General features: G+C 41.5%; 8 protein-coding genes. 2 read left to right on the top strand and 6 right to left on the bottom strand.

The window, feature by feature from the left end; translation table 11 throughout:
- Positions 1–91: 91 nt before the first annotated feature.
- The 5 genes from H3S94_RS10185 to H3S94_RS10165 all read right to left on the bottom strand — a co-directional run bounded on the left by H3S94_RS10185 (position 92) and on the right by H3S94_RS10165 (position 6,703).
- The gene (locus H3S94_RS10185; RefSeq protein WP_198240964.1) at positions 92–1,102 is read right to left on the bottom strand and encodes a hypothetical protein; all 1,011 of its coding nucleotides are present in this window, start codon (positions 1,100–1,102) and stop codon (positions 92–94) included.
- Positions 1,103–1,297: 195 nt separating this feature from the next.
- Entirely contained in the window at positions 1,298–3,376 is a 2,079-nt protein-coding gene (locus H3S94_RS10180; protein WP_198240963.1) for a portal protein, read from the bottom strand.
- Positions 3,377–3,534: 158 nt separating this feature from the next.
- Entirely contained in the window at positions 3,535–3,831 is a 297-nt protein-coding gene (locus tag H3S94_RS10175; RefSeq protein WP_198240962.1) for a hypothetical protein, read from the bottom strand.
- A 193-nt stretch (positions 3,832–4,024) separates the two neighbouring features.
- Complete coding sequence (locus H3S94_RS10170) at positions 4,025–5,350, bottom strand: phage terminase large subunit (protein WP_198240961.1); 1,326 nt, start codon at positions 5,348–5,350, stop codon at positions 4,025–4,027.
- A 420-nt stretch (positions 5,351–5,770) separates the two neighbouring features.
- Complete coding sequence (locus tag H3S94_RS10165; RefSeq protein WP_198240960.1) at positions 5,771–6,703, bottom strand: hypothetical protein; 933 nt, start codon at positions 6,701–6,703, stop codon at positions 5,771–5,773.
- A gap of 1,079 nt (positions 6,704–7,782) precedes the next feature.
- Here H3S94_RS10165 and H3S94_RS10160 point away from each other — a divergent pair.
- Together H3S94_RS10160 and H3S94_RS10155 are read left to right on the top strand one after the other, a co-directional pair.
- Positions 7,783–9,066 (top strand): hypothetical protein, encoded by a 1,284-nt coding sequence (locus tag H3S94_RS10160; protein ID WP_198240959.1) that lies wholly within the window; start codon positions 7,783–7,785, stop codon positions 9,064–9,066.
- Between the two features lie 567 nt (positions 9,067–9,633).
- On the top strand, positions 9,634–11,364 hold the full coding sequence (locus H3S94_RS10155; RefSeq protein ID WP_198240958.1) for a hypothetical protein: 1,731 nt from the start codon (positions 9,634–9,636) through the stop codon (positions 11,362–11,364).
- A gap of 74 nt (positions 11,365–11,438) precedes the next feature.
- Here the strand turns inward: H3S94_RS10155 and H3S94_RS10150 are convergent, their stop codons facing one another.
- Positions 11,439–12,251 (bottom strand): AbiJ-NTD4 domain-containing protein, encoded by an 813-nt coding sequence (locus tag H3S94_RS10150; RefSeq protein ID WP_198240957.1) that lies wholly within the window; start codon positions 12,249–12,251, stop codon positions 11,439–11,441.
- Positions 12,252–12,540: the final 289 nt, after the last annotated feature.

Genomic DNA, 12,540 nt, shown 5'->3' with positions numbered 1-12,540 from the left:
CCCATCTTTTTGCAGGCGGTGGTTTTTAAAGCACAAGCTTTGGAAGCTTCGTGTCTCAAATCGGGCTTTAAAAAAGCTTGTGCTAAAAGCCTTATTCGCCCTTCATCAGAATGTTGAAGGCTCTTTCATTTCTCGGATTGGAAATCCACTCGGCAAATTGCCGGTCGCTCATGGCATCTATGGCTTCAAGGCTCACCGGGTCGGCAATAGCGCGCCCGTTCGATGCGGTGAGCGTTCGTGCAGCGTTTTTTTTGGCACGCATTGCGGCAATGTCACCCCCCGCCATAGGTTCTGCCATAGATCCTGTTGCGGATTTCGCCTTGAAGCCGATATTTTTTGCATAATTATAAATTGTTTGCGCCGGATTTGTGCCGCTTTCCAAAGCACCTTTGACAATGGCTGCAAGCTCGTTTCCAATCTGTGCATTGATCGCATCGGCATTTTTAAAAGCAGGGTAGGCATCGGCGAGCGCTTTCAACTGGTTCACCCGTGCTTCATAAAGAAAATCGGCCGCCTCGTCGAAATCCGGCAGTTCGGCTTTGAGTGCGGTTACAGAAGTGGCAAAATAATCCTTCACCACTTCCTGTTCTTTCGCAGTTTCAATAAATTGCCGCTCTTCGGCTTCTCTTTTTTGTCTTTCGGCTTCCTCGTTTTGCAATTTCGTGCCAATCCATTTGACATAGCCGACAAAATCTTTTTCCGGGTCGGGCGCTTCTGGTTGCGGCTGTTTTAACGGTGAGAAGCTCTCGCTTCCGGCATGATTTTCTGTAAACTCGCGTGCAATTTTGAAACGTTCTTCAATGCGGGCAAGTTTGGCTTTTGCTTCTGCCGCCTCGGCTTGCGCTTTTTTGCGTTCTTCCCTTTCGGCGTGAAGTGCACCATGGGGAACCATATGGTTTCGCGCTTTTGCGGTTCTTTCATCTTCTTCTTCCGCTACCGGTTTTTCTTGTTTTCCTTCCTGACTTTCGGAAGGTTCGGTCATAGTATTACTGTCGGAAAAATTTTCCGGTAAAGCGGTCTCATCATCAAATCCGTTATTGTCGGTATTTTGGTGGCCAAGAACATCCTGTTCTTCCGGTGAAAATTCGGGTGCAATATCCATAAATTTATCCTTTAAACATGCCCTTTAAAAAACGGGCAGCAGAGCATCAAAACGCCGACGCTTGAGGCGAAGCCGGTTCATCCGGCAGGAAAGACAAAAGTTGCGATTGCGGGAGTTGAAAAGCGGCGACAAGCTGAATTGCCGCTTTGCCAAATTTAAAAAACCATCTTATCCAAGCTTTGTGAGTAGCCTGTTTCAGGAATTGGCTCGCCCCGTTTGCGATTGTTCAATTTTCAATTGTTCAATGAGAGCGCGGTTTTTGGCTGTTTCGGTCTCAAGCCGTGTTTTCTGATTTTTTAAAAAAAGATCGGCCGCTTTGGCATTAAGGTCGAGTTCACGGGCTTTTGCTTTCATATCAAGCTCGTTTGCCAGAGCTTGCAACTTCAATTGCTCGGCCTGTTGCCCTATAGACTGTTCCGGCACGGCATTTCTTTCCATTGCTGCTTCTTGGCTCGTCATCTGTTCTCTGGCCATCTGTTCTGCTTTTTGTTGAGCCGCTTCTTGTGCCTTGGCTGTCCATTTTTCAACAAGCGAGGCGGGAAGCGGCGAATAGCGCAGAATTTCCAGCCCGATTTCCGGCGTGAGATAATCTTTCAACATCGGCAACATCTGTTGAATAATTGCAAATGTCCGTTCTTTTTCATTGGGGCTTGTCGGTGCATCATCAACAATAATGTCATATTGGCGATTGGCGACCGCTTCATGTGTCAAAGGCACATATTTCTTGTTGTCATCACCCACAATGCGGATAAGCCTTCCATCGGAAAGATAGTTCTGTATGAGATAAAGCATAATTTGCCCCTGTCTTTTCCGATAACGGCGCAGCGCATCAAAAAGCGAGGCAAGCAAATTCAAAGAAGATTGCCGGCGCTGACTTTCCAGAACACCGGGCTGGTTTACTTCTCGCGTGCCGATAAATTCTGAAGACAAGCCCGTTACATCGGAAATTGCTTCTTTGGCTTCATTGAAAAGCTGGAAAAAACCCACAGGAAATTGTGCCACGGGTTTGGGTTGAATGCGGGCATTTTGTCCGGCTAGCGCATTCTGTTTTGTCCAGGTAATGGCATCGGCGCGCGCCCAGCTTTCTTCTGCCTGCCTGTCATCATCAAAAGCACCGCGTTCGGCAAGAATGCCGCCCTTCGATTGGCTGTTTAAAAGATACATCACCTGGCTGAAAAATTTGTTCGCCCAACGCTGCGGGTCTTTTGTGGGGCGCACAATGCCATAATAATGCTTTTTCATCTTGTCGAAATAGCCGGTAATGCATTCCCAACCAAGTTGCCCGTTCGGCACCATCGGCTGATCGGGTTCGGCAAGCAAAACCTCGCCCAGAAAAGCCCTTTTCACAATCTTTCTTGTAAGCCTTACCGATTGTATTTCAGGCGAAATTTTCTTTTTCTCTTCATAGTCGCGAAGCGAATAATCCTGTGTTTCACCCGTCAGCGGGTCAAAAACCTTGTAAAAAGCCTCGCGCTCGAACCAACGGCATTCGACAAGCGTCACCAAAGAGCTGGAAGCGGAAGAAAGCCCCAAGCCTTGCCTCTCCGAAACACCTGTCCGGTCTTCACCATAGAAAGTGTCGGAATTCACATGGGAAAGAGGTGTGTCACTGTCAAAAACACCATTTTTTGCCCAACGCGCATCAAGCAATGACGGGTCAATATCGGGAAACATGCGGCGCGCTTCGGCAAGCGGCTTTTCGTCGATATACCAGAGGCGCTCCGCATCCACCAGATTGGCTTTCACCGCCGAGGCATCCCACACCATTTTTAACGGGTCAAGGCGGCAAACAACCGGCTTACCGGTTTCATCATCGTCAAAGTCAAGGCGTGTATCTGTCCACCCCATGCCGCAAATGACGGTATCGGTAAAAGCTTCCGAATCCTCATATTCCGCTTCCGCCTGATCGCGAAACCATTCCGCCGCACCCGTCAATATTTCATTGGCTCTCGCATCTCCGATTTCACGCGGTATGAATTGCACTTCGCGTTTATTGTTGCGCTCCGAGCCGATAACGGCATTGACAAGCGGCGCAATGCGGTTGAACGTCATGACAGGGCGTTTTTGCTCGAAAAGCGCCGCCTTGTCTTGGGCTTCCCACTGTTCACCATTATAAAAGGCATAGTCTTCGCGGGCATTTTTGCGCCATTCGGCAACATGCGCCATATCCTGCCGGAAAAGCTTCAGCAATGACTGGAAAAGAATATCTCTTTTTGCACTGTCAAACTGCGTGGAAGAACCATGTTCTAAAGTCTCGTTTTCTAGTATCATCATCAGCCCGTAAAATTATTGGTTAAAATTGGTTAGAGCCGCCCGCACAACTCGAAAGTTCAATTCTGAAAAAGCCAAGAAGCCCGAAAAAAACAAAAGCAAAACGCGGAAAGCGGGCAGGCGGGCAAGCACAAGGCAACCGTCATAAAGAAACAAGAAGGTCAGGTCCCATAAAGCAAAGGCCATTGCCGGAAAAACAAAAGCCGACACATTGCGCATCCGGTTCTATTGTCCTGAATAGTGCACCTCGTGGAAAGCCTGTAAACACAGCGAATATCACTCATGCCGCGAACGCTGCCAATATTACGCGTCCCGCAAACATCGAAAATATTCCGAACATTTCCCGTGCCGCAAACAATGCAAACATCGCGCACATTACGAATGCCGCCAAATTCAAGCCTGCCGCGCATAAAGCTTGTTGCAGCTTCGCCACCGGTTGTTCTTGCTCTTTTGCCCATTTTGGAAGCTCTTGTCCAAGAAAGTCTCCGGTTTCGCATATTGTGCCGCACCCTTGGCAGCTTCTTTTATTTTTGAAACATCGCTTTCAAGCTTTGAAAGAAAAGCAAAACGCAATTGCTATCCGCTATCATTTGGACACGCGCGGTTCTTTCACTTGAATATTGGTTCAACAGTCGACAATTTTGCTTTTTGTTATCCTGCCATCCATGACGTATTGAAATCATGTCTAAGAGAATTGCGCTGCCGGTTTTTAGAAATTTTTGGTGCTTCATAGGCTATACACATCAGGCCGAAAGCATCAGCCCCGTGGCTTGCCCAGTCATGTTCCGGTCCCAGTCCTATATCGCGTTTGTCGTCACGCTTTTCGTGATACCAACCTAAAGCATCGCGTCCTGCTTCTGTGGTTTTTTCATTAAACCAGATAGAGGGGAAAAGCCGTCTTGCCGCTTCAATGCGGGCGCGTGCTGCCCCTTTTCCCTGATTGGGAATAATGTCCACCGCGAAACCGGCTTGTTGAAGCGCACTTTCAAAACTCACATCCCGCACGCGATCTTTGGTTGCGCCATCATGCGGCAATGTAATTCTTGCCTGTTCGTAACCTTTTTCGCGCAACCAGTTGATATGGGCGCTCAAAGGCTGCCCTTGCGCTTCATAATAATCAAGAACGCGGATTTCTTTTCCGATAAATTGCGCAATCCAGATAGCGGTTGCATCGGCTCTGGCACCTGTTCCCCCAATGTCGAAAAAAGCCTGAAATGTCATTAAAGGGTCGGCCGGAACGTTGGAAATGCGCCCTTCTTCTTTGGCAATTGCAAGACCGGTTGCAAAATAGGCTCCCTCCATCTGGGCAAGAAATCCACCCTCCCATATATGGTCATAACTTTCCGGCCGGTTCTTCAAATCATCAAGGCGGGCGCGGTTTAACAGATCGGGAAATCTCGGATTATCACGCCAATTCAGTTGAACAGATTTGATACGCACATTTTTACTGTCGCGAAAACGCTTTTCAACGGCTGCCTCTTTTCTGAGCGGGTTCCATGTTACCCAGAGTTCGGTGTTCCAACCATCACCTTCTTCGCGCAAAGTCGGTATCAAGGTGTTCCATGCGTGAGAGGTCACAGGTTCGGCTTCATCCACCCAACAGAGAAGCAGCCGCCCCTTCGATTTGATACTGGCAATATTCCGGTCAAGACCGGAAAAGGCATAAGTAATGCGCCCGTCTTTCGAGCGTATATAGGTTTCACCAATGGTATAATAATTTTGTAAAAACGGATAATCGGCAATAGCCCTTTTGATTTCCTCCAGTGAACTGTCGGCCAGTGAATTCTGGAACTGGCGGGCACAAAGAATAATGCCGCGAATCCCTCTTTTTCCCAAACAATAGCCCACCACTGCGCTCATTGTGGCAAAGGAACGGGTTTTTCCGGAACCGCGCCCGCCATAGGCCGCCCTGACATCGGCAGGCCCGTCGAAAAGGGTAATGAGCTTTTCCGGCAATTCTATTTTTTCTGTTGTCATGAAACACCACAAAATCACCGAAACAAAAAGACCAAACAAAAAAATTGCCACGTTCCAAACCAAATCCGGAAGCCTAAAAAAGCTTAAAAAGCTGTTCTGAAAGCCGTCTTCACCACCTTGACGGATATGCAAAGAAAACGCTTGTTTTAAACAAGCATCGCCACTTTTCAAAACCATGGTTTCCGGGAAAAAAGATCCCATCACGATAAGGCCAATATAAGAGAAACAGCACGTCAAGCTTTTCAAAAAGCCACCATTTCAAAAAGCCACCATTTCAAAACGGGCACGACGTTTTTTTGAAAAAACGTTTACGACACGAAAAACAGTAAAACTCTCTCTTCATTTCGCATCGAAAACAAATTCACTGAACAATTGCAAAATCGGTTCACTTTTTTAAAAACCTTTTTCACCAGAGGTTCTTCAATCGTCTTTTTTAAGGATTTCCGAAAGTTCCTGATTTATCCAAAGTTCCTGGTGTCCAGCAGGGCGCTTTTTAGAAGTCGTGCACTTTTTTCCGGTCGGTGCTTTTGCAACTGTCAAATCTTTCGGTGACGGAGATAAAGCAACCAGTTCGATTTTTGTCACGGTTTTTAATTCTTGTCCTTCTGAATTAAGCTCGGCAGGCAGCACTTTGCCGAGTAGCGTCAAAAAGGAAGAAGCATTTTTTAAAGCCTGTGCTTCAAGATAGGAAACAAGCCCGTCTTCTCCCAATTGGTTACCGGCTTTTATTGCAGCTTTTAAAATAGCCTCTTTCAAAATTCCGGAAGCTTTGTTGTCTCCCACGGCTTCCCGTTTTTTTTGCGCGGCCTTCTTTGTCAAACTTTTTTCGGTCGGCTTTGTTTTCAAAGCTGCATTACTCTCTAGCGACGATTTTCCCTTGGCATCATCCTCATCCTGCACAATTTTTCTTTCAATTGCTCCGCTTGAATGGCGAGCCATCTTTTCGTTGCCAAGCACTTGCTGCTTAATTTCCTTTTCACGCTTCACTCTCGAACGTGCTGCCTTTTCCTTGAGATCAGTCACTTTTTGTAACGCCTGCTTTCCAAACCCTGCGGATAGGGTTACAGCTTTTTCCTTGGATTCAAGCACATTTTCCAGCGTTTCTTTTTTGAACTCTACGCTTGAACGAGCGGCCATCCCCTCATTGCCAAGCACTTGCCGCCCAATTTCCTTTTCACGCTTCACTCTCGAACGTGCTGCCTTTTCCTCGAAACCATCACTATCCTGCACAGTTTCTTTTTCAATTTTTTCTGTTAAAGGCGCGGCTCTTTTTTGTTGCCGCACTCTTTTAACGACGGTTTTTTTAACGGATTTTTCTGTTTCAGGGGGTGTTAGCTTTTTGGTTCCGACCACGTCCCTTTTCCTTTTCAAGGATAAAAATTTTTACTGTTAAATGCGCTATGAGCTTGAAAGCATCTGCCACACATTTTTGCGGCTCAAACTATTCCATCCGGATTTTTTAAAAACATTCAAAAACCGCTATGAACAGTTAATTGCAATATTCATGAATAAAATTCTGTAATTTCAAATAATATTTTTTTAACAACGAATAAAATAAACAAACAATTTCATTATTAAACTATCATAAAAATCACAAACCGTTTTTTAAATGTATAAACGTCAACTAAAAAATAGTTACAATTCTTGTTGTGCCGTATTTGTCAGTTAATATTTAGTGACACATTTTTGCAAGAAAAAAATAATCGGAAATTTTAAAAATTATTTTTGTAAAACTGGCGTGGCTGTTTCCCACTGCATTCTAAGCTTTTCGCCTGCAACTACATACTTATTCAAATTGAAATCGAGACAGGAAATAATAAGGCCATGAAACTCAAAAAACGCTCGAAAAAAAGGCTCGTTTCATTTCCACTTTGTCTTTTTTAGCGCCTCGACATCATTTTTTTACTAAACCGCAGTTTTGTCTTTCCTTTCCTCATTTTTGCAGCAGCTTGGAAAAATGAATAAAAAACACATAAAACAAATAGGGGTTGCAAAATGGGGAAAACCACATCCTATCATTGCTTTTGTCTGAACTTTTGGCGTAAATTCGCAGTGGGAATAATATCGGATAAGAGCCAATGTCTTCAAATAACCAATATATATTAACAAGCCATAAAAGGAAAAAAGTCAGGCTAAAAATAATCCGAATTTTGTTTGTTATGGCTCTTCTTTATGTTTTATCTCCTTTGGTTTCTGATTATTTTTGTATAAATATAAAAATTTTTATATATTTAATAGTGTTATTATTAATATATTGTACAGTTTTAATTATATTATATTTTTCGGAAAAAAAATAGCATAAGATTATACGGTATATTTCTTATAACATTTTTTATTTGTTTGATATTCTCATTATCAGTAAATATAATTTTTAGCTTTATGGAAATTTATGGAAAAAATGGAGAAATATCGATAAATAATGAGATAAAAAAATGTTTTATTATGGTAGGTTTCTTTTTATTTATTCATTTTTAATTGGTGTGTTATTATTATTTTTACACACGATTATAAAATTATTTTTATTTCCTGAACGGGCGAATAGTCGAAAATTGGATATTGATAATGAGTGCAGTCGGTTTGCGTTGGATGTTTTAATATACACAATATACATCGGAGTACTTTTTGGAATAATTGTATATAGCTTTGTCTTGTCTGAAGAAAGCAAGGGATCGTTTTTCGTCGCGGTTAACATTACACACATTGCTGTTGCGACGGTTGGTGTTGTTACTTTCTTTTGGACAGCGAAGAGGATAAAAAGCAAATCGATTGAACTTGGTGTAACACGAAGTCGTGAAGCTGGTCGTCTTTTTTCGGAAGGCTCGATTTTGCTACATGCTCCACATAATGACAAAAAATATGTCGGCCTTTCTTATCTGAATATGATTGCTGGCCAAAGTGGGGGGCCGCTTCAGAAAGAAGCCATTCGTTTAATGAAAGACTTTATTTTAAGCGCAAACGACGTCACAACCGCTAACAAACCGAGATTACGCACTATGGAGTATTTGAGTGACCGTTTGAAGGCCGATTTTTTGGATGATGACATTGATGAGCTTATTAAATTATCGTCAAGCGAGTTGACTGAAAGTAACGTGAATTATTGTTTTTCTCAGTTGAACGTTGTCTATGAAAATTTTAATTTTTCTAATGATAAAAAATATTTGCGATATCTACCACGTGAAGAAGAGAAAAATATCACGAAAAAAGATGAGAGCATGAAGAGGCTCATTGCTTATAGTAATTGTAATTTTGAAAATTTTTCCGGGCAAAATGGCATTGAAGAAATAATACAGATTTATGCCAACAATTGTCATTTCAAAAACTGTAAGATCGGTATTGTCAAAGGTTATTCAAAAAAATCGAAAACATTGCAGAACGTTGGTCAAAAAGGTGAATTCACCCCATCAAACAACAAATTTGAACAATGCGATTTTAGTGATTCTGACGGTTGGAATATTTTGCGCCCGTCCAACCGAATGGAAGGGGAAATAGCGGAAAATGAATTCGTTAACTGCTATTATTATTGGGGGCGTGAGCCCAGGGGTTTCGTTAAAGAACGTGACGGAGCGTTATTGACGGAAATAACTTCAAAAGAACAATTTGAAGAGTTGATCGGCAGTTCAACGTTTATGCATTATTTATCTCCTAACTTGTTTACTGTTCTCCGCCAGATGACAAAAATGATTTTTAAGAAAAAGTTTAATTTCTTAAAGCAATAGAACGAACTGTGACTATAGGTGCACGTCTTTTCTTAAAGTTGTTGTACTTCAAACAATTCACGGTGAACCCCACCGAAAATAGGCGGAGTGAATCTCCGTAAATTTTTTGCGTCGAAACAGATAACTTCCCTCATTAGAGACGAATAATTGTTATGTCACTGAATGCCATGAAAGCGGTTTCTATTTTTGTAGAAAAAAATTAAATGGGAAATTGAAAAATTTTTTTGTAAAAACCAGCGCGGCTTTTTCCCCGCTGCGTTCTAAGCTTTTCGCCTGCACCCGCACAACTATTCAAATAGTGATAGAGAATATGAAATTAAAAGAACTCAAGAGAATGCGTGCTTTTTCCTGCACTTTATTTTTTTAGCCTTCCTTTCGAGATTCATCTATTACCACTGAACTCCGTTTTTGCCGCTTTCCTCATTTTCGCGGAAGCTCGCAACAATAGACAAGCAAACACATCACACAAATAGCGGTTGCAAAAAGGGGAAAAACACATCCTATCATTGCTTTTGTTCGAGTTTTTGGCATAAATCGCTAGGGTGAGAGAGTGGGAAAAAGCGGAAAATGCCTTCAAATATCAATACCGATAAACAGATCGATAATCTTGAACAAACAAGTAAAGCAGATGAAAAATTCATTGCCTTTAAAAAGCGCATGTTCCGGCTTGGTGTTTTCTTTTTAATTGCAGCAATAGTTCTCTCGCTCCCGATTTATTTTTTTCTCGGAACTGCTGACAACATTCTTGGAGCGGTTATTTTCTTATTCGTTGTTTTGGCGGACATACTGATCTTGCTTCCCGCAATCATTACGAAAGAAACAAGCTGGCCTGCGCTTCTTGTCTCGACTATTTTATGTGTTGTTTTCCTCTGTCTATCGGTTTTTTATCCATTTCAGGACTTTCAATATAGATTGAAAGTTATCTCTCTTGTTGGCATTGTCGCAACGCTTTTATTCGTGATTTTGAATGGCTGGATTAATGCTGCCTTTTTCCCGTCGAAAAATGCCGATATTCGCCAAAGTGTCGATTTTGCCAGCAACCGTTTTGCGGTTGATGTTTTAAACGTTACTTTAATTCTTGGCACTTTGTTCGGGACAATTGCGTTTCTCTATTTTTATCCGGATAAAGACAATTCAACCTTTTTCGGTGGCATTGATATTAAAAATGTAGCGCTCGCCACTGCCGGCCTTGTTACCTTTTTCTGGGCTGCCAAAGCAACAAAAAACAAATCAATCGACCTTGAGCAAAAGAAAAGAGAGTTTGTACAAAGAAAGCAAGAATTTGAACAAAAGAAGCTTGAGTTTGAAGAAAAGAAGCGGGATGGTAAACGTCATGACGACGAAATTGCCATGGCAAAACAGCGTGATATCGCCCAGCTTATTGCAGAAGCATCGAAACTTTTAAGCAGTGAAAGCGATGCGCAAAAATATGCAGGTCTTTCCTTTTTGAATGCAGTTGCAAGTGACCCCGAAGGATCTCTCAGAAAAGAAGCATTTGATTTGATAGCAGATTTTATTTTGACCGCCAGTGACGTCAAAATAACGAATAAAGTTCGAATGCGAGCGATTCATTATGCGGATGATCTAGTCGGAAATAATCCTGATAAATTTCAAATCAATGAATTTATACAGATATCAAGTCTGCATAATAGAAAGGATATTTTAGATTCTATTGAAATTAAAAATTTATATGTTGTATATATCGGATTTGTAATTGTATCGTCATTATTTCAAAATGAAAATAAATTAAAGAGACCTTATCAATTTGCATTTATTGAATGTATCTTTAATGGAGCAACAGTTGTTATTTTTAATCGACGTTCTGGGGACATAGATGTTAAGGTTGATGGAGAACACATCTTAGAACTAAATAATATTTCAGTCTGGAATTGTGAAATTAACCGTTGTAAGATTAGACGACTTAATGTATCACATCTTGTTCGGATAAAGGAATATTCTACCAATAAAGTCCGTATTTTAAATTATGTACCTGAAAAGTATCGGTCGATTGATGGCCCTCAAGTTAGTACATTTCGTGTATGTGATTTTAGCGATTATCGAGATTTTAGTCTGTTTTTATTTGTAGAACGGAATTTTGATAAAAAAGAGATCTTTAAAAATTGCTATTATTATTCGGGTCATGAACCGGAAATTATCAATCAAGAAAGACTAAATGCTTTATTGATCGAACTTACTTCAAAAGAACAATTTGAAGAGCTTATCAAAAAGGATTACCTACAATATTCTCTACGGAAAAGAAGCAAACAAAAACAATCGCGTGCGCGTAAAAATAATTGAATTTCCGGTAAAGTTTAAATCTCTTCTATCTCTATCAACTCAAGTCGGGTGGTTATCTTGTCTATTCGTTTGGATTAAAAAGGCAGGTCGTTATTTTCCCTTTTTGTTCGGCGTAAAGAAGGTGGGCGAGGGGCGATTGATCGCTCTGCGAAGTCGGTAGTCTCGAAGCCGGAATTTGCAGAGCCGGTATTGGCGAAGACGCTCGTCCCTAAGCGGATATTTCCCGAAGCTGATGTTCTGGAATCTTGTGTCTGCGAAACCGCTTCCACCGCGCTGATGCTTTCCCGAACGCTATCTGCCCACTTCTGGTGATTTATCTGTTCTCCGGCTTTGAGTAAATGGCTATGGGCACCAAGCTGCCCTTTATCCTTGGTCTCATCGAGTGCAGCAACATAGGTCTTGCCTTCAAATTCACTACTGATAGGTTCGATCTTGCCGTTGTAAATTGTGTAGGCTAAATGGTGCTTTTTAAAGAGTTTCTTTAACTCAAATTCTATATCATTATTTTCATCGTCAGGGTCATGTGTTTCGAAATGTTCAGGGTTCTTCATCAGTTCTTCTAATAAATCAAATAATTTAAAAAATTCACAATTATCAATAAAACGAAAAAGAAATTTATTTACAAAACTCTTTTTTAATAAAAAATCATCATTGTTTACGTAATACTCCTGATAACTACCTCCGCAAATATTTATGAAAATATCTTTAAACATGTCTGTGCTGGAAATATCAATACTTTCATCGCCATAATCCGGAATAACCCAGTCCAGAAGTTCTTTTAACTCTTCTTTAAAAGCCTTTGGTATTTCTCCCAAAGCAAGCTGTTGAATAATCGGCATATAGCCATAGCGTTGGGAAAACGGAAGGTCGTCAGTAGAATTGCTCATAATTAAATTGTTATATGCTCTTTTGAATAGTGGAAATGTAATGCTACAGAAACACCCGAATATTAACCGATTCTGTGTGTCAAAAAATAGTTTTATTTTTTATTACTTCATAAAATCGACTACTTTTGTCTTGCGCTTAAACGACATTCTAAACGGAAACGACAATTCCGGCTTTGACCATAAGAAACTCATGCCACGAAATAATACCATAAATAGCCGTTAGTTATTCCCTTCCTCATTTTCGCGAAAGCTTGAAACAATAGACAAGCAAACACATCACACAAATAGG

The sequence above is a fragment of the Bartonella sp. B10834G3 genome (assembly GCF_016102505.1).
Lineage (GTDB): Bacteria > Pseudomonadota > Alphaproteobacteria > Rhizobiales > Rhizobiaceae > Bartonella > Bartonella choladocola.
This window is presented reverse-complemented; position numbering and strand designations above follow the sequence as displayed.

Excerpts from the sequence above, each read along its gene's own strand:
- H3S94_RS10185 (WP_198240964.1), bottom strand. The coding sequence starts at position 1,102 with ATGGATATTGCACCCGAATTTTCACCGGAAGAACAGGATGTTCTTGGC.
- H3S94_RS10155 (WP_198240958.1), top strand. The coding sequence starts at position 9,634 with ATGCCTTCAAATATCAATACCGATAAACAGATCGATAATCTTGAACAA.
- H3S94_RS10160 (WP_198240959.1), top strand. The coding sequence starts at position 7,783 with ATGTTTTATTATGGTAGGTTTCTTTTTATTTATTCATTTTTAATTGGT.
- H3S94_RS10180 (WP_198240963.1), bottom strand. The coding sequence starts at position 3,376 with ATGATGATACTAGAAAACGAGACTTTAGAACATGGTTCTTCCACGCAG.
- H3S94_RS10150 (WP_198240957.1), bottom strand. The coding sequence starts at position 12,251 with ATGAGCAATTCTACTGACGACCTTCCGTTTTCCCAACGCTATGGCTAT.
- H3S94_RS10170 (WP_198240961.1), bottom strand. The coding sequence starts at position 5,350 with ATGACAACAGAAAAAATAGAATTGCCGGAAAAGCTCATTACCCTTTTC.
- H3S94_RS10175 (WP_198240962.1), bottom strand. The coding sequence starts at position 3,831 with ATGGGCAAAAGAGCAAGAACAACCGGTGGCGAAGCTGCAACAAGCTTT.